Origin of the sequence: Obesumbacterium proteus (genome assembly GCF_001586165.1) — a bacterium.
Classification (GTDB): Bacteria; Pseudomonadota; Gammaproteobacteria; order Enterobacterales; family Enterobacteriaceae; genus Hafnia; species Hafnia protea.
The window spans coordinates 3,816,902-3,834,656 of sequence record NZ_CP014608.1 but is presented as its reverse complement, the minus strand read 5'-3'; the positions used below and the strand labels follow the sequence as shown (position 1 = coordinate 3,834,656).

The window sequence follows — 17,755 nt, the reverse complement described above, 5'->3', positions numbered from 1 at the left end:
GAATCGATAAGGTCTAGCTAAATAAAGCCCTATTAGTTAACGCTAGTAGGGCTTTTTGCATATACGGTATTAAAGAATAATTTTACTGAATTAGTAGAGTGGCAATTTGTTAATTAACGCTACTTGAGCGGATGATAAATGAGAAACCACATAACAAGGTTTGTTAGCCGTATCACAAAATAGCCTTATTTACGGCTGAAGTAGTTTAGTTTCTAAAAGTACCGTGGTAACGTATTTTTCAGCTAGAAAAATGTTTAGGGTTGTTACTGAGTAGCAGGCAAAACCTAAGCTTCTGAATGTATGGCATTAGCCAGCAAACGGAAGCTTAGGTTTTTTTTTGCCTCTATTTTGTTGGTTTTAATAAAGGATATTACACAGGCTTTATCACATTCTAATTTTTTAGCATTAATTCATTAGGTTCTATTTTGAGCAGCTTATTCTGCTCTCGGGGATCTTTTGTCTAAAAATCAGTGCCGAATTTATTCAAGGAAAGGCAGGAAATATAAGATGAGACACAGCAATATAAAAATAACGTTACTTTTAATAACCACTGGGATTTTTACTCATGCCAATGCGATGGATATTTCAAGCGGTGGGTTGTTTGAAGATAGCCATTTAGATCTCACGTTCAGAAATATATGGATGCTAAACACCACTGACCAGCGTGCAGATTTCGATGTTGGCGACCAAAACGCTTGGGCGCAGGCGATACATTTAGATTACAGCAGTGGCTGGTATCAAGACACCGTGGGATTTGATGCTTCGTGGTATGGCGTCAGCAAACTGTACGCCAATAAGGATTTCTACGGCCGTGATTTGTTGCGTGATAACAACGGGCATGCTGAAGGTTTTAATAAGGTCGGCCAGCTTTTCGCTAAGGCGAAGTTTGGCGAACAAAAACGTTTTATGAATGTGTATGGCGGCTGGCGAAAATTGAATAAATTCGGAGCCATTACTACCAATACCAGCCGTGCAGTCCCCAGTACTTGGGAAGGGCTCAGCACTGAGATTGGCTTTGATCAGGTGCAAATAAAAGCGGCGTTGGTGAATCGTTTTTCAGAGCGTGATGAGCCGGAAAAACGTCATTTTTACACGCTGAAAAGCGATAAGAAAATCGACTATATCGCATCGGGTGATATTAGCTGGAAGCCAGAAAAGGGCAAAGGTTTCACCTATTTGGCCGGTGATAGTAAAGATTATTTGCTACGACAAGGCATTGAGGGAAGTTGGTTTTGGCCGCTCTCCGAAGACTCCCGTTTTCTGACGCGCGGCGTGGTGTATTACAACCGTGGCTTGAGTGAATGGGAAGGAACTAAAGCCTTTGAACATGATGCTGAGCACTATTTTGGCCTTATCGGTTATCAAAAAGCGGCTGCGGAATTCGGCGTTGGCTGGTCAAAAACAAAGGCACATTTAAAAGATGGACTGGGTTATTTCTATTGGCATATGGGGAAAAACACCCGTGGCACGTTCAATAGCCCAGCCGACGGCGAGGGGAATGACTACGTTAACGATGGCGAGCAGATGCTTTATGTCTATAGCCAGTATCAGGTTTCACCCGAGCTGTTGGTCGGTTTATATGGAAACTATGGCTATGGTATTGAGTACAAAGGGGTTTCGTTAAAAGAGTGGGAATATGGCGGATTCTTCTCGTGGTCACCACAGCGTATCGCTGGCCTCAATATTTTTGCGGGCTTTGGCCCCGCCTACACATGGAAACTCGATAGCCGAAGTAACCCATCAATAACCGATGATGGCGATAGTTTCCACCGTGCGAAAGGCGTAGGGGCTGCGGTTCGCGTTGAGTACAAATTTGGCTTGTTTTAATGGTTTCACTGATTAGGAATAACACGATGAAAAAACAACTGATTACCGCTGCTTTATTAGCGTCTACCGCGCTGGTAGCACAGGCTGCCGATCGCCCAATGCGCATTTTGATCGTTAACGACGATGGCTGTGAATCCTATGGCACCACGTCGTTACAAACCAAGCTAGCCGCAAAAGGCTATGACGTATGGCTGGTTGCGCCAGCGACCAATCAAAGCGGTATCGGCTCTGCGATTACGTTTAAACCGAACAAGATATTCGACGTAAAAAAAATAAGCGATAAACAGTACTGCTTCCCTGGAACGCCTGCTGATTCGCTTGATTTTGCTGTGCTGGGCGTTATGCAAGACGCGCCGCCCGATCTCGTTATTTCTGGGGTGAACGATGGTCCAAATACCGGCGTTGCTCAGCTGAATTCCGGCACGGTATCTGCCGCAGCGCGCGCCGTTCGCTATGGCTATCCTGCCATAGCCGCCAGTATCGGCTATGTATTGACTGAAAAAGAAATGAAAGCGGGTTGGCCGAGCACCAAGCTTTATTGGCCGCAGGCGGTAGATTATGTGGTGCAAGTTGTCGATGAACTGGGGAAAAGTTGGCAGTCTGGGCAGTCTTTATTGCCGAAAGACTCGGGCTTAAGCATCAACTATCCGCCTCTGGCAAAAGATAAAATAGCCGGTGTGAAATACGTCATTAATGAGCAGCATCCCAAAGCACAGCATCACTACCAGCTGTTACCGGATGGCAAAGCACAGCAAATTATGAACAAAGACGTATTAACGCCATCGCAGGCGGATACCGATACCGGCTGGCTTAACAAGGGCTATATCACCTACACCGTCATTGATGGTGACTGGAATGCGCCGCAGTTAGAGTCTGAATATCAAGCATTGCTGAATAAACCTGAGCTGCAACATCCGTAGCCAAAACGTCAGTTTGCGGGCGATCGCTATCACGTTTTAGCCATGTGCCCGTTGAGGCAAAGTTTAAAACTGATAGAGTCATCAATGGATTGTTACTGCGTAAGCAGGCAAAACCTGATCAACTGACATTTGTCAGCGGTCAGGTTTTTTTGTTTCTGGAGTCTAAAAAGGTTAGTCCGTGAAAATCGCCAAAATACTGAATAACAATGTGGTGGTCGTGGTTGATGAACATCAGCGTGAGCAGGTGGTGATGGGACGCGGCTTGGCATTTCAGAAACGTGCCGGTGATGTGGTGGACGAGGCTAAAATTGAGAAAGTGTTTGCGCTGCAAAGTGATGAACTCATCACTCGCTTGAGCGAGCTTTTGAGCCATATTCCACTCGAGGTGATGACCACCTGCGATCTGATTATTAACGCGGCAAAAGCGCGGCTCGGTAAACTACAAGACAGCCTGTATATCTCTCTGACCGATCATTGCCATTTTGCGATTGAACGGCAGCAGAAGGGGTTGGCCATTCGCAACGTTTTACTGTGGGAGACGCGGCGCCTGTATCCGAAAGAATATGCCATCGGACAGGAGGCCATTGAGCTGATTGATCGCCGCTTAGGGGTGCGATTATTGGATGATGAAGCAGGATTTATTGCCCTGCATTTGGTTAATGCCCAGCTCAATAGCGAAATGCCGGAGGTCATGCATATTACGCAGGTGATGCAAGAAATCCTGCATATTGTGAAATACCAACTTTCGCTGGAATACGACGAAGAAACCTTAAGCTATCAGCGCTTTGTCACGCACCTCAAGTTTTTTGCTCAGCGCATGCTAGGAAGAAATGTGGTGCCTGATGACGATATCACGCTGCATTCGGCGGTAAAGGATAACTACCCGCTGGCATGGCGTTGTGCTGAAAAAATTGGTCGGCATTTAAAGGCACAGTATCAACGCGATCTGAGTAATGAAGAGATTATGTTCTTGTCTATTCATATCGAAAGAGTTCGCAAAGAGTGCCCAAGCGCGGCAACGCGTTAAAAATTTCATCGTGCCAGACGTTGGCATGAACTAAAGGATTGTTACTGCTTCGGCGGGCAAAACCTGATCGCTTCTCCTGATTTATTTAGGCGAAGGGTCAGGTTTTTTTATATCAGATTTCCACAGCCGCAGACGGTGGCAGGCGTAGAGGGAGAGGGAATGAATCATCAAACATTAGCGGCAGATATCGTGTCGGGTGTTGGCGGTAAAGAGAATATCGCCAGCTTAGTGCATTGCGCCACGCGGCTACGCTTTAAATTGAAAGATAGCGGCAAGGCACAGGCTGAAAAACTAAAAGAGCATTCTGGCATCATTATGGTGGTGGAAAGCGGCGGGCAGTTTCAGGTGGTGATCGGTAACCACGTGGGGGATGTATATCAGGCAGTAAGAAAAGCCGCGCAGCTCAGTGACGATGCGCCAAGCGCTGACGATGGTGAGAAGTCGGGGCTACTTGGTCGCTTTATTGATGTTGTCTCCGGTATTTTTACACCATTTTTAGGCGTGATGGCCGCTTCCGGTATTTTAAAGGGATTATTGGCGCTAGCCGCGGCCTGTGGCTGGCTATCCGTTACGGGGGGAACCTACCAAATCTGGTTTGCTGCCAGTGATGCTCTGTTCTATTTCTTCCCGCTGGTTCTGGGATACACCGCTGGTAAAAAATTTGGCGGCAGTCCGTTTTTAACCATGGCCATTGGTGGCGCGTTAACGCACCCGCTGATGATGCAGGGATTTAATGCTTCACTCGCCGGTAGTTCTGACGCGTATTTCCTCGGTATTCCTATTACCTTTATCAACTACAGCTCGTCGGTTATTCCCATCATTTTTGCTGCGTGGGTCAGTTGCCAATTAGAAAAACGCCTTAATGCCCACATGCCTTCCGCGGTGAAAAACTTCCTCACGCCGTTGTTGTGTCTGGCGATCACGGTTCCATTAACGTTCTTGCTGATTGGCCCCGTCGCAACGTGGCTAAGCCAAATGCTGGCCATGGGGTATCAAGCGATTTATGTGTTTGCTCCTTGGCTCGCGGGCGCAGTGATGGGGGGAATTTGGCAGGTCTGCGTGATTTTCGGACTTCACTGGGGACTCATCCCTTTGATGATTAACAACTTTAGCGTGCTTGGGCGTGACACCTTGTCACCGTTGTTGCTACCCGCAGTCTTAGGCCAAGTCGGTGCGGCGTTAGGTGTTTTCCTGCGCACTCGCGATGCCAAGCTGAAAGTAATGGCGGGTTCTGCTGCCACCGCGGGGGTTTTTGGCATCACGGAGCCTGCGGTATATGGCGTAACGCTTCCGCGTCGACGTCCGTTTATTTTCGGCTGTGTGGCCGGAGCCATTGGCGGCGCGATAGTGGGCTATAGCCAAACAGCCTCCTACTCCTTTGGCTTAGTGAGCGTCTTTACTTTTGCTCAGATTATTCCTCCCGCAGGCGTGGATCTGAGCGTGTGGGGCGCGATTACAGGGTCATTACTGGCGCTGATTATCGCCGCGGTGGGCACCGTTTTGTTCGGCTTACCTAAAGAGCAGGCGAAGCCGGAAGTGAAGTCTGGCGCTAAGTGCTGGACTGCCGATGAAAATACAGTGCTGTCGCCGATGACTGGCACGGTACTGGCGCTAGAAAACGTGAGTGATAGCACTTTTGCCAGTGGTTTGCTCGGGCGCGGCGCAGCGATAGTACCTGAGGTTGGGCGCGTGGTAGCGCCTTTTGCAGGGGAAATAGCATCCCTATTCCAAACTAAACATGCCATTGGCATCCTCAGCGAGCAGGGAATTGAGCTGCTGATCCACATTGGCATCGATACCGTGAAGCTGGATGGGCTGCATTTTACCGCACATGTAAAAGCCGGTGACAAAGTTCAGGCCGGTGATTTGCTTATCGAGTTCGATCGGCAGGCAATCATTGCCGCTGGTTACGATTTAACGACGCCGATAATTATCAGTAATAGCGACGAATTTCTGGATGTGCAGTGCATGACGCGCACATTAACCCAAGAAGGCGAACCACTGCTGGTGGTGAGCCGTGAACATAAGGAATAACCGATGAAACTTTTTCCGCAGGATTTTCTTTGGGGAGGCGCGGTAGCCGCTAATCAGGTTGAGGGCGCGTATCGTGAGGCAGGCAAAGGCTTATCAACCTCAGACGTGCAGCCGCAAGGGATTTTTGGTGATGTGGTGGAGCGTCGTGAGGGCGACTTTGGTATCAAAGACGTCGCAATTGATTTTTATCACCAATACCCACAAGACATCGCGTTATTTGCAGAAATGGGATTCAAGTGTTTACGAACTTCTATTGCTTGGACGCGTATTTTTCCACATGGCGATGAGGATCAGCCTAATGAAGCGGGTTTAGCCTTTTATGACAGTTTGTTTGACGAAATGGCTAAATACGGTATTCAACCGGTAGTGACCCTTTCTCATTATGAAATGCCGTGGGAATTAGTTAAAAAGCATGGCGGCTGGGGAAACAGAAAGACAATTGGTTTTTTTGAGCATTATGCGCGCACCGTATTCCAGCGCTATCAGCATAAGGTTAAATATTGGCTCACGTTTAATGAGATCAATATGTCGCTGCATGCGCCTTTAACCGGTGTTGGGTTACCCGCAGGCAGCAGCAAAGCAGAAATATATCAGGCTATCCATCATCAATTAGTGGCCAGTGCTAAAGCGGTGAAAGCCTGTCATGAGATTATCCCCGATGCCAAGATAGGTAATATGCTACTGGGCGGTTTAATGTATCCGCTATCGTGCCAGCCACAGGACGTATGGGAAACGCTCCAGCAAAACCGGACTTGGTTATTCTTTGGCGACGTACAATGCCGTGGAGAATATCCCGGCTATATGCTGCGTTATTTCCGTGAAAATAATATTGCGCTTGATATCACCCCAGAGGATCGTCAGGCGTTAAAAACGACCATCGATTTTATTTCTTTCAGCTATTACATGACGGGGTGTGTCACTGCTGATGAAGAATTAAATCGTAAATCCCGTGGCAATATTTTGGATATGGTGCCGAATCCACACTTACCGAGTTCCGAGTGGGGCTGGCAAATAGATCCGACCGGTCTGCGAATTTTGTTGAATATGCTGTGGGATAGATATCAAAAACCCCTGTTTATTGTTGAGAATGGACTGGGAGCGAAAGATAAAATTTCCGCGGATGGTGCAATTCACGACGATTACCGAATTAGCTATCTTAACGATCATCTGGTTCAGGTCGCGGAAGCAATCGACGATGGCGTTGAGGTGATGGGGTATACCAGCTGGGGGCCGATTGATATTGTCAGCGCCTCGAAGGCCGAGATGTCAAAGCGTTACGGATTTATTTACGTCGATCGAGACGATCACGGTGAAGGAACCCTTACCCGCAGGCGCAAAGATAGCTTCTATTGGTATTCTGAGGTGATTGCCAGCAATGGGGAAAGCCTGAAAAGATAACGTGTTCGCGATTGCCTAATGTTAACGTTACGAGACGCTTTCATTCACACCTTTGTCGGCATGAGCGACAAAGGTGTGTTGTATAAAAATACTATTTTAATATTATTAATAATAACTTTCTAATGCGAATAAATTAATTAATGAGACGTAAGGGTTTTAAATATAGTTATTAATATCTAACAATGAAAAATAGGGTGATATAAAAAATATCCCCTCATTTATCTCATTAACGTAAGAGGGGGTACTTTCTAATTAATTGAAGGAAATCACCATGAAAACCAAAGAGCTGACCGCATTAGCCCTGTCTTCTACTTTATCTGCCGCTCAGGCTGCGGCTCGTCCAATGCGTATTTTATTGGTCAACGACGACGGCTATCAGTCAACAGGGATCACCTCGCTGCAAAGTAAACTTGCGGCTAAAGGCTATGATGCGTGGATGACGGCACCGGCAACCGATCAAAGTGGTCAGGGTTCGGCAATGACGATTAACCCAAATCATTCTTTTGAAGTGAAAAAAGTCGGCGATAAGCAATACGGTTTCCCTGGAACTCCGTCGGATTCGCTAGATTTTGGTTTGCTGGGTGTACTGAAAGATACCCCACCGGATCTGGTGATCTCGGGTGTTAACTACGGGCAAAATAACGGCGGGAACTTGCAGAATTCGGGGACGGTTTCTGCCGCGGCACTGGCTATCCGCTATGGCTATCCAACCATTGCGGCCAGCATTGGTATGCTCATGAGTGAAGATGAAGCCCAAGCAGGTTTCCCAAGCACCAAGCTGTATTGGCCTGACGCCGTGGATTATGTGGTCAATATGGTGGACGCATTGGCCAAAAATTGGACACCGGGTGAGGCGATCTTACCTTATGGTACCGGTGTTAACGTGAATTATCCGGCCTTACCCAAAGATAAAATTTTGGGAAGAAAGTTTGTGCTTAACGATCTGCACGCTAAGCCAATGTTTAGCTATGAGATGCAGCCTGATGGCACCGCGACGCAGGTAATTAACCCCGATGCGCTAACGCCAACGGCGGGTAAAACGGATGTTAACTTGCTGAATGAAGGCTATATCACGTACACCGTGATTGATTCTGATTGGAATGCGCCACAGTTTGATATGAGCTATGCCTATGCTTTTGACGCCCCTGAGTTAAAACACCCTTAATGCTTGATAGACAAATATTAACGGCCTGAGATTTCAGGTCGTTTTTCGTTGCAAAGTCCAAACGGTTACCGCGTCTTTTATTGCCGCACAAAAATTAGTATGTTAGCCTAACTAAATTAGTTTCACTCCTTCCGAACTGAGCTCTCTAATGATTGATGATTTGAAAAAACTTCAGTGGCACCTCTGGTTTTGCTGGCGCGAAGTCTCGCGTCAAAGCGGCAGCATGGAGCTGACTAACAGCGAGTTTGACTATCTTTATGCGTTATTAGAACACGCGCAGGGGATGCGCCTCACGGAACTGGCGGAGTGCATGAAAGTGAGCAAAGCCTCGGCCAGCGCCATGGTGAGCAAATTAGAAAAACGTGGCTATATTCAACGTATTTCCTGTCCTGAGGATGGCCGCGCAACCTTATTACAGGCTACCGATAAAGGCGCTGCGTTAGAAAAGGAAGAGATGGATATCTATGCGCAAACCACTCAGCAAATGGCGGCATCGTTAACGCCAGAAGAACAACAGCAGTTTGAGCGTTTGCTCCACAAAGCCTGTGGCAGTTTAAAAACGGGCTGAGTAGTGATGAGAAATAAATAAGAAAGAGATCTGGGAAAAGTTATGTTGCAGCAAAGTATTACCCGCACATTCTGGCACTACAGTATTCCTGCCATTGCCGCCTTATTGATTAGCGGCTTGTACCAAATTGTCGATGGTGCGTTTATCGGTCATGCGATGGGCGCAGAAGGTCTTTCGGCCATTAATATGGCTTGGCCACTGTCGGGCGTTTTGCTTGCGGTGGGGATGATGATCGGTATGGGCAGCGGCGCGCGCTGTTCATTAGCGCAGGGCGAAGAAAAAATTGATAAGGCGCGGCGCATTTTAACGCAGGTATTCTGGCTGTTGATCGCTATGGGCATCAGCGTGGGGCTGTGCATCGCGTATTTCGCCCCGATGTTTATGCGTTTGCAAGATGCGTCTGGCGTCATTGAAAACTACGGCATTGATTACCTGACTATTATTGGCATTTCGGGGCCGATTGTCCTCGGCAGTATCGCTATGCCGCTGCTGGTGCGTAACTTGGGTGCGCCCAGACTCGCGACAATTGCCATGCTGACCGGAGCGCTGCTGAATGTGCTGATGGATTATGTGTTCATTATCCGTTTGGGCTGGGGATTAAAAGGCGCGGCGATAGGAACGATAATCAGTGAAAGCGTAGCGGTGATTATTTGCACAGGATTTGTTTTCAGCCGCTATAACAAATTACGACCACAGCGCGAGCACATTGCGTTTAACCTCCGCCTTAGTTTGGAATCCTTAACCACCGGTTTTTCCAGCATGCTGATGTATCTTTATCTCAGCGTGGTGGTCATGATGCACAACCTGCTTTTCATGAAGCACGGTGGGCCAATAGAAGTGGCCGCCTATGGCATCGCCAGCTATCTGATTGGTTTCTATTACCTGCTCGCCGAAGGCGTGTGTGGAGGAATGCAGCCGCTGGTGAGTTACTATTACGGCGCTCGCCAGCCGGATAAGGTACGTCAGGTCTTAAAATTAGGCTTGATGACCGCTGTCGGCGGTGGCATTGCGTTAGCGGTCGCGATACTGATTCTCCCATCGCTGTTTACCAGCATCTTTATTTCCGGCGATAGCGCGCTGCACGTGGCAACCATTCACGGCCTGCGTCTGCATCTGTTTGTGATGTTCTTGGATGGCTTTATCGTGCTCGCCGCAACGTTCTTCCAAGCATTAGGCCATGCCCGCTATGCCACGTTTATCACGCTAAGCAACATGCTGATCTTGTTCCCATTCCTTGGTTTTTTCCCATGGGTATTCGGTCTGGACGGGGTGTGGCTGGCGATGCCTTTATCGAATATTTGTTTGTCGATAGTGGTGGTGTTAATGCTGAAGCGACAGCTGCGTCGTCTTGGGATCCGTTTGACGCCTAAGAAAGAATCGTTAGCTAACTGAATGAATGAGTGAGTGAAATCCAGCCAAGAAATATGGCTGGATTTTTTTATCCACGACGTTGAGACACAAGGCCAAAAAACATTTTTCGCGAGATCCCACACAGCAATCGGTAGTCGGCGGGCGTAAGGTACGCGCACTCACGCATTGAAAAGGGAATATCATGAAAAAATTGTCGCCATTATGGCTGGTCAGCCTGATAAGCGTGGCACCGTTATATGCTGCTCAAATCCCCGCAGGAACGTCACTCGATCCCCAACAAATTTTCCGTTACAACAACCATGCGGAACCCGCTACGCTCGACCCACAAAAAATTGAAGAAAACACCGCCGCGCAGATCGTTCTCGATCTGTTTGAAGGGCTAGTGTGGTTGGATGGCAATGGCAAGGTGCAACCCGCGCAGGCCGAAAGCTGGAAAGTGAGCGCGAACGGTAAGCAGATAGATTTTACGTTGCGCAAAAACCTGCGTTGGTCAGATGGCTCTGCATTGACCGCCGATGATTTTGTTTTTGCGTGGCAGCGTGCGGTTGATCCCGCTACGGCGAGCCCATTTGCCAACTATTTTGCCGCCGGACATGTGGTTAATGCGGCGCAAATTGTGAATGGGAAAATGAAACCGCAAACGCTGGGCGTACAAGCATTAGATGCACGAACCTTGCGTGTGCAGCTAGAACAACCGACGCCGTGGTTTATTTCGATGTTAGCGTGGCCTACAACGTTTCCGGTTCCACATGCGGTGGTTACGCAATGGGGAGAGCGCTGGACTCAGCCGGAACATATGGTGTCTAACGGTGCCTTGGTATTGGCTAAACGCATAGTGAATGAAAAAATTGTTGCCAAACAAAATCCTCAATATTGGAATCGTTCAGAAACGGTATTAAAGCAGGTTGAGTATTTAGTGGTCGACAATGCGGTTTCTGGTTACAACCGATATCGCGCCGGTGATTTAGATCTCACCTGGGTACCCGCTGAGCAGATTAAACATATTCAGCAAACCATGCCGAATGAATTACATATTATTCCTCGTCTAAACACCGAATATTATAATTTCAATACCACACGAGCGCCGTTTGATGATGTTCGCGTGCGTCGTGCTTTATACCTCACGGTGGATCGCGATCTGATAGCCCATAAAGTTTTAGGCCAACGTGAACCGGCCAGTACGCTAACCCCGCCTCAGGTTGCTGATTTTAAGTCTCCGGTCCTTGATGAATTAAACGAACCGTTAGCTCAGCGCGTTGTTTTAGCCAAAGGATTACTGCATCAGGCGGGCTACGACGAACAGCATCCGTTAAAATTTGAGCTGTTTTACAACAAATATGACCTGCACGAAAAAACCGCTATCGCACTTTCTTCACAATGGAAGAAGTTGCTAGGAGCGCAGGTGACGCTACGCAATATGGAATGGAAGACCTATTTAGACGCGCGCAGGGCAGGGGATTTTATGCTGTCACGTCAGTCTTGGGATGCAACCTATAATGAGCCTTCTACGTTTTTAAATACGCTACAGTCCACCAGTGTGGAAAACGTAGGACATTGGAGCGATGCCGAATATGATCGGCTATTGAAGCAGGCGGAGAGCGTTTCCGATCCCGTTATGCGCAATGTTTTATATTCACAGGCTGAAGTGCGAATCAATCAACAAGCGCCGATTATTCCAATCTACTATCAACCGCTGATTAAACTACTAAAGCCATACGTTGGTGGTTTCCCCACCCATAACCCGCAGGATTATGTGTATAGCAAAGAGCTGTATATTATTGCGCATTAAGGTAAATTATTTATGCCTCAGACGTGGGGAACATGTATACGTCGGGGCATGAGTAATATCTATGAGTTATTCCATTACGCTGAGGGTGATGTCGCAAACAAAATACGTAACGGTAAAAATACTCAGAATTGCCCATATATTGGTTTCTCCCAGCATATTAGCCAATAGCGCCAGCGACAGGCTAAAACCAAACATAATGACCCACGTGATAATTTTATTAGGCATGATATTTCTACCTTAATTCGCGATGTATTTATTTAGCGATAACTTACTGAATACCAGTATGAGCCGCAGGCGAAATAATGCCAGTTTATAAAGGTTAACTTACATCGGGTAATGTCAGTAAATTTCAATCAATGTATTTTCGTGCGGTATTAGTATCAGACTATATAAAAAAAATACATTTGCGAAGAGGGGAGTTAAGCCTCCCCGTGAAAGAAGGAGGCTTAAAGAGGGAATTAACCAGAATATTTAAAGTAACTCAAACTCACCTTGATTCACGCGCTGTGAATCGAGGCCAATGAACACATTAAATTTTCCCGGTTCTGACACATATTTCATCGATGCATTCCAGAACTTCAGCTGGTCGGCATCAATTTTAAAGCTGATGGTCTTTTGTTCGCCAGATTTAAGCGTGATTTTCTCAAAGCCTTTGAGCTCTTTAACAGGGCGACTCATCGACGCCGTTTTATCCTGTAGATAGAGCTGCACTACGGTTGCGCCTTCACGTTTGCCGGTGTTTTTTACCGTGACGCTGGCGGTTAAGCTGCCGTCACGCTTCATCACTGGGCTCGACATTTTCACATCGGACACGCTGAAAGTGGTGTAGCTCAGACCATAGCCAAACGGATAAAGCGGGCCGTTGGCGGCATCATAATAATGAGATGTATATTTCTCTGGTTTTTCAGGATTATACGGGCGACCGGTATTCAAGTGGCTGTAGTAAATCGGGATCTGACCTACGGAACGCGGGAAGGACATTGGCAATTTGCCCGATGGGTTGTAATCACCAAACAGCACGTCAGCGATGGCGTTACCGCCTTCGGTGCCTGAGAACCAACTTTCTAAAATAGCATCGGCCTGCTGATCTTCTTTCTCAAGCGCCAGTGGGCGGCCATTCATCAGCACCAGTACCAACGGCTTACCCGTTTGCTTCAGTGCGGCAATCAGATCGCGTTGGCTTTGTGGGATGGTGATATCGCTGCGGCTCGATGCTTCGTGCGCCATCCCCTGAGCTTCACCCACGACGGCGACGATAACATCCGATTTTTTAGCCGTAGCCACCGCTTCATCAATCATGGCCTGCGGCGTTCGGGTATCGACGCTCACGGCTTTTTCATACAGATTCAGAAAATCAGTAATCCCCGGATCGTTCGAAACGTTGGCACCCTTGGCATATAAAATTTGTGCATTGTTACCGACCGCATTGCGCAGGCCTTGCAAGACGGTAATGGACTGATCAACCACTCCCGCCGCAGACCAGCTGCCCATCACATCACGCTTGCTGTCGGCTAGAGGGCCAATCAGCGCGATAGTGCCGGATTTTTTCAACGGTAGGGTATCCAGACGATTTTTCAGTAGCACCATGCTTTCACGCGCCACGCTGCGGGCTTCAGGACGATGCAAACGGCTTTCTGCGTTAGTATCGACAGGATCTGAACCGACAGGCCCTAAATGGCTGTAAGCATTGGTGAATAGACCCATATCATATTTCACGTTTAGAACATGGCGCGCTGCGTCATCGACTTCTTTTTCGCTCACGCGCCCGCTTTTGACCAAGCCGGGTAGGTATTTGCTGTAATACTCATCGCTCATACTCATGTCGATGCCGGATTTCACCGCCACGCGAACCGCATCTTCAGGATCGCTGGCAACGCCGTGCTTAATCAGCTCTTTGATCGCACCGTGATCGCTGATGGTGATGCCTTTAAAATTCCATTCGTCGCGCAGCACGTCTTTTAATAACCAACTGTTAGACGTTGCCGGTGTGCCGTTAATGGAATTGAGCGATACCATGACGCCGCCGCTGCCCGCGTCGAGTGCGGCTTTATACGGCGGCATGTAATCTTGGAACAAACGCTGCGGGCTCATGTCCACGCTGTTGTAATCACGTCCGCCTTCCACTGCGCCATAGGCGGCGAAGTGTTTCACGCTGGTCATGACCGAGTTGCGATCGGCTGGGTTTTTACCCTGCATGGCTTCAACCATCAAACGGCCCATTTCGGAGGTCAAATAGGTGTCTTCACCAAAGCCCTCAGAGGTGCGGCCCCAGCGTGGATCGCGGGTGATATCGACCATTGGTGCCCACGTCATGTTTAGCCCATCTTCGCTGGCTTCATAAGCGGAAATACGCCCAACGGTGGTGACCGCATTACGATCCCAACTTGATGCTAAACCGAGGCTAATAGGGAAAACGGTGCGCTGACCGTGAACCACGTCATAGGCGAAGAACAGAGGGATTTTCAGGCGGCTAAGCTGCATAGCCTGATCCTGCATTTTACGGATGTCTTGGCGAGTTACGGTGTTGAAAATAGCCCCGACCTGACCCTGTTTGATCATCTCGCGAATGGCTTCTTTAGGATTATCTGGCCCCACGCTGATCAGGCGCATTTGGCCTATTTTTTCATCCAGCGTCATTTTGCTCAGTAGATCGGTTACGAAAGCATCACGCGCCTGTGTGGATTGCGGTTTCACCATAGGGTGAACGGGTTGAGTTGTGTCTGCATGAACAGGAGACAGAGTAGTTGCAATCAGTCCTGCGACCAGACTGAGCGAGCAAAGCCATTTCATCGCGGAATTTCTCTCGTATTTAGCTGCTAAGCAGCGAATGGAAGTGCGGACAGTTTGCCACAGGCTGTATTAGCACACCCTTCATATTTAAGGTGGAACTTCAAATAATAGTGAATAAACTCAAGGCCGAGCGGGGCGCTTTTAACCGTAAACCCCGTCTTTCTGCACCAATGCCTGATTTTGGCTGGTTCGAACGCGCCGAACCGAGTCGCGTGCCACTAGCGTTCCGTTCAACAATAAATTGCCTAACGGTGTGTTTGGCTGCATGAGTCGCCGTTGCAGCATGCGTACCGCCTCTTCACCCAACTCGTCTCTGGGGACGTGAACCGAAGTGAGCGGAATATCGTGGATGGCCGCCAGATTGAATCCGTCCATGCTCATCACGGAAATATCCTGAGGTACTCGCAGTCCTGCTTTTAAGAGGGCATTGACGGCGCCGACCGCCATATAGTCTCCTCCGGCGAGAATGGCGGTTGGACGATGTTCGGCAGGACAATGTTCAAGAAACTGAGCCACGGCGAGCTCTGCATCTGCGGCGCCAAAACTGGGTGCGGTGAGCAGGGCATCGTCGCTGTTAAAAGGAAGATTATGTGCTTGATAGGCTTCGCGAATACCGGCCAAGCGCAGTTCCATGGTATAGCGACGAAGACAAAGCAAATGCAAAACGTGGCGATGCCCCTGCTCAAAAAGATAGTTTGCAGAGAATTCGCCGATGGTTTGGTGATCGGGCGCGATACCGGGCAGACGCATTTTGCGATCGCGACAGTTGATCAGAATACAAGGCTTGCCTAAGTCTGCGGCGAGAGAGTGGATATAGGGATCGTCAATGCCAATCAGCATCGCGGCCTCGGTGGCGGGTTCGTTCATTTTTTGTAGGAAGAGGGAGACATCGCTGTCATTTTCTTCCAAACAGCAATAGCGCAGCCGAACCTCGTGGGGCTCTAACGCTTGAGCAATCCCCTGGATCACCTTGTAGTAAAAGATGTCAGACCGCACGTCAAATGCGCGCTGAGGGGCAAACACGACCAGCCCGTTAAGCAGCATTCTCCCCGTTGAGATTTCATCCAAGACACCCTGCTGGCGCGCCGAGGCTAAAACTCGCTGTTTAGCCGCTTCACTGGTATTCGATTTTCCGGACAGAACGCGCGATACCGTGCTGATAGAAAGCCCCGTTTGAGCGGCGATTTCGCGGATTTTTAGCTTTCCGTTCATTTTGTGATCTCGTTCAAATTCGAAAATGACAAAATTTTCATAAGCCAATAATCACCACGCAGCGGGAGTTCTTGACCGAAAACAGTGAATTCTAAGAGTCGCATGAAAATCCTTGCAAAAAAGTGCGTATCCCCACGTTTTTAACTTCTTTACTCTCAATTGGTCGACCAATTACAAGCGTTATCTTGGTCACAAAAATGGATAATTAAATTAAAAATCAAATATATAGTCATAAATAGCGATATTCTCATTGGTAAGACACATTTCAAAAAGCTCTATACCAACAATGTGTTTAGCCGACAGCGTATTGCTACTGCGACCAGGGGATCACCATGAGTCTTGATATGAATCAACCGGCTGTGGCTGTAAAGGAAAAACGCAAGATTAAAAACCTACGCTGGTGGATGTTGGCGCTGTTCCTGCTGGGGGTTACGGTCAACTACATTACGCGTAACTCGCTAGGGATTTTGGCACCAGAACTGAAAACCAGCCTAGGGATGACTACCGAGCAGTATTCGTGGATCGTTGGGGCCTTTCAGATTGCCTATACCGTTTTCCAACCGCTGTGCGGCTGGCTGATCGACGTGATTGGCCTGAAGATTGGATTTCTGATTTGTGCTGGGATTTGGGCGTTGATGTGCATGCTCCATGCGGGAGCGGGCAGTTGGATGCAGTTGGCGATCCTGCGCTTCTTTATGGGTGGCGCGGAAGCTGCGGCAACGCCAGCCAATGCCAAAACTATCGGTGAATGGTTCCCGAAAAAAGAGCGCCCAATTGCAGCGGGCTGGGCTGGCGTCGGGTTTTCGATTGGCGCAATGCTCGCACCACCGATTATCGTGGTTGCTCATGTTTCATTTGGCTGGCAGGGCGCATTTATGTTCTCTGGGGTTCTGGCCATGCTGTGGGTCGTGCTGTGGTGGCTGTTCTACCACAATCCAGATCAACACCCGAATTTAAGCAAATCTGAGCTGGAATATATCAAGCAGGATAACGAACCTGCACCGGTTAAGCTGCCGTTCCTGAAGGCACTGGCCACGGTATCTAAAAATAAACGCTTTTATGGTATCGCCATTCCGGCATTTATGGCTGAACCCGCATGGGCCGTGCTGAGCTTTTGGGTTCCGCTCTATTTAGCTAACGAACGCGGCATGGATCTTAAACAGATTGCGATGTTTGCTTGGCTACCGTTTTTGGCCGCGGATTTAGGCAGCGTAGCCAGCGGATATCTCACTCGGATTTACGCCAAAGTCTTTGGCACTTCTCGCGTCAACTCTATCGTAGCCAGTTCGGTCACTGGCGCATTCCTGATGATCTCACTGGCATTGGTGGCGATTACTCAAGACCCCTACATCACCATTGCGTTGATTTCCGTTGGCGGCTTTGGTCATCAGGTGATCTCCTGCATGTTGAGCGCCTTGGTGGTTGAATCATTCAATAAAGGCCAAATGGCTACCGTGAACGGGATGCGTGGTTCCTTTGCGTGGATCGCCAGTTTCCTGTTCTCACTGCTGATTGGCGTGACCGCTGACAAAATCGGCTACAACCCGCTATTTATCGCCATGGGCTTCTTTGACCTGATTGGCGCCGTATTCCTGATTGCTTTTATTGCCGAACGCCGCCAGAAGCCGCGTCAGGCCTGATCCTTTAAATTTTT

General features: G+C 48.5%; 13 protein-coding genes. 10 read left to right on the top strand and 3 right to left on the bottom strand.

Features of this window, described 5'->3' with window-relative positions; all coding sequences use genetic code 11:
* The first annotated feature begins 507 nt into the window (after positions 1-507).
* From DSM2777_RS18010 to DSM2777_RS17970, 9 genes are all read left to right on the top strand, one after another.
* Entirely contained in the window at positions 508-1,827 is a 1,320-nt protein-coding gene (locus DSM2777_RS18010) for an OprD family outer membrane porin (RefSeq protein ID WP_061554757.1), read from the top strand.
* A gap of 26 nt (positions 1,828-1,853) precedes the next feature.
* Complete coding sequence (gene surE / locus DSM2777_RS18005; RefSeq protein WP_061554756.1) at positions 1,854-2,747, top strand: 5'/3'-nucleotidase SurE; 894 nt, start codon at positions 1,854-1,856, stop codon at positions 2,745-2,747.
* A gap of 178 nt (positions 2,748-2,925) precedes the next feature.
* Complete coding sequence (gene bglG, locus DSM2777_RS18000; RefSeq protein ID WP_046459272.1) at positions 2,926-3,774, top strand: transcriptional antiterminator BglG; 849 nt, start codon at positions 2,926-2,928, stop codon at positions 3,772-3,774.
* Positions 3,775-3,933: 159 nt separating this feature from the next.
* Positions 3,934-5,808, top strand: a complete 1,875-nt coding sequence (bglF, locus tag DSM2777_RS17995) for a PTS beta-glucoside transporter subunit IIABC (protein ID WP_061554755.1) — start codon at positions 3,934-3,936, stop codon at positions 5,806-5,808.
* A 3-nt stretch (positions 5,809-5,811) separates the two neighbouring features.
* On the top strand, positions 5,812-7,206 hold the full coding sequence (locus DSM2777_RS17990; RefSeq protein WP_061554754.1) for a glycoside hydrolase family 1 protein: 1,395 nt from the start codon (positions 5,812-5,814) through the stop codon (positions 7,204-7,206).
* 271 nt (positions 7,207-7,477) lie between these two features.
* Positions 7,478-8,371 (top strand): 5'/3'-nucleotidase SurE, encoded by an 894-nt coding sequence (gene surE, locus DSM2777_RS17985; protein ID WP_061554753.1) that lies wholly within the window; start codon positions 7,478-7,480, stop codon positions 8,369-8,371.
* Positions 8,372-8,519: 148 nt separating this feature from the next.
* Positions 8,520-8,939: a MarR family winged helix-turn-helix transcriptional regulator gene (locus tag DSM2777_RS17980; protein WP_046459276.1), complete on the top strand. Its 420-nt coding sequence runs from the start codon at positions 8,520-8,522 to the stop codon at positions 8,937-8,939.
* 42 nt (positions 8,940-8,981) lie between these two features.
* Positions 8,982-10,331, top strand: a complete 1,350-nt coding sequence (locus DSM2777_RS17975) for an MATE family efflux transporter (RefSeq protein ID WP_061554752.1) — start codon at positions 8,982-8,984, stop codon at positions 10,329-10,331.
* A gap of 160 nt (positions 10,332-10,491) precedes the next feature.
* Positions 10,492-12,099, top strand: a complete 1,608-nt coding sequence (locus DSM2777_RS17970) for an ABC transporter substrate-binding protein (RefSeq protein ID WP_061554751.1) — start codon at positions 10,492-10,494, stop codon at positions 12,097-12,099.
* A gap of 66 nt (positions 12,100-12,165) precedes the next feature.
* Here the strand turns inward: DSM2777_RS17970 and DSM2777_RS24570 are convergent, their stop codons facing one another.
* The 3 genes from DSM2777_RS24570 to DSM2777_RS17960 form a co-directional block, all read right to left on the bottom strand.
* Complete coding sequence (locus DSM2777_RS24570) at positions 12,166-12,324, bottom strand: hypothetical protein (RefSeq protein WP_156088332.1); 159 nt, start codon at positions 12,322-12,324, stop codon at positions 12,166-12,168.
* A 246-nt stretch (positions 12,325-12,570) separates the two neighbouring features.
* The gene (bglX, locus tag DSM2777_RS17965) at positions 12,571-14,889 is read right to left on the bottom strand and encodes a beta-glucosidase BglX (RefSeq protein ID WP_061554750.1); all 2,319 of its coding nucleotides are present in this window, start codon (positions 14,887-14,889) and stop codon (positions 12,571-12,573) included.
* 141 nt (positions 14,890-15,030) lie between these two features.
* A complete protein-coding gene (locus DSM2777_RS17960) occupies positions 15,031-16,101 on the bottom strand; it encodes a LacI family DNA-binding transcriptional regulator (protein ID WP_061554749.1) in 1,071 nt (356 codons plus the stop codon).
* 332 nt (positions 16,102-16,433) lie between these two features.
* Here DSM2777_RS17960 and DSM2777_RS17955 point away from each other — a divergent pair, with 332 nt between their 5' ends.
* A complete protein-coding gene (locus tag DSM2777_RS17955; protein ID WP_061554748.1) occupies positions 16,434-17,741 on the top strand; it encodes an MFS transporter in 1,308 nt (435 codons plus the stop codon).
* The last annotated feature ends 14 nt before the right edge of the window (positions 17,742-17,755 follow it).

Coding starts and splice junctions, on each gene's coding strand:
- DSM2777_RS18010 (WP_061554757.1), top strand. CDS start 508: ATGAGACACAGCAATATAAAAATAACGTTACTTTTAATAACCACTGGG.
- surE (WP_061554756.1), top strand. CDS start 1,854: ATGAAAAAACAACTGATTACCGCTGCTTTATTAGCGTCTACCGCGCTG.
- bglF (WP_061554755.1), top strand. CDS start 3,934: ATGAATCATCAAACATTAGCGGCAGATATCGTGTCGGGTGTTGGCGGT.
- DSM2777_RS17990 (WP_061554754.1), top strand. CDS start 5,812: ATGAAACTTTTTCCGCAGGATTTTCTTTGGGGAGGCGCGGTAGCCGCT.
- surE (WP_061554753.1), top strand. CDS start 7,478: ATGAAAACCAAAGAGCTGACCGCATTAGCCCTGTCTTCTACTTTATCT.
- DSM2777_RS17980 (WP_046459276.1), top strand. CDS start 8,520: ATGATTGATGATTTGAAAAAACTTCAGTGGCACCTCTGGTTTTGCTGG.
- DSM2777_RS17975 (WP_061554752.1), top strand. CDS start 8,982: ATGTTGCAGCAAAGTATTACCCGCACATTCTGGCACTACAGTATTCCT.
- DSM2777_RS17970 (WP_061554751.1), top strand. CDS start 10,492: ATGAAAAAATTGTCGCCATTATGGCTGGTCAGCCTGATAAGCGTGGCA.
- DSM2777_RS24570 (WP_156088332.1), bottom strand. CDS start 12,324: ATGCCTAATAAAATTATCACGTGGGTCATTATGTTTGGTTTTAGCCTG.
- bglX (WP_061554750.1), bottom strand. CDS start 14,889: ATGAAATGGCTTTGCTCGCTCAGTCTGGTCGCAGGACTGATTGCAACT.
- DSM2777_RS17960 (WP_061554749.1), bottom strand. CDS start 16,101: ATGAACGGAAAGCTAAAAATCCGCGAAATCGCCGCTCAAACGGGGCTT.
- DSM2777_RS17955 (WP_061554748.1), top strand. CDS start 16,434: ATGAGTCTTGATATGAATCAACCGGCTGTGGCTGTAAAGGAAAAACGC.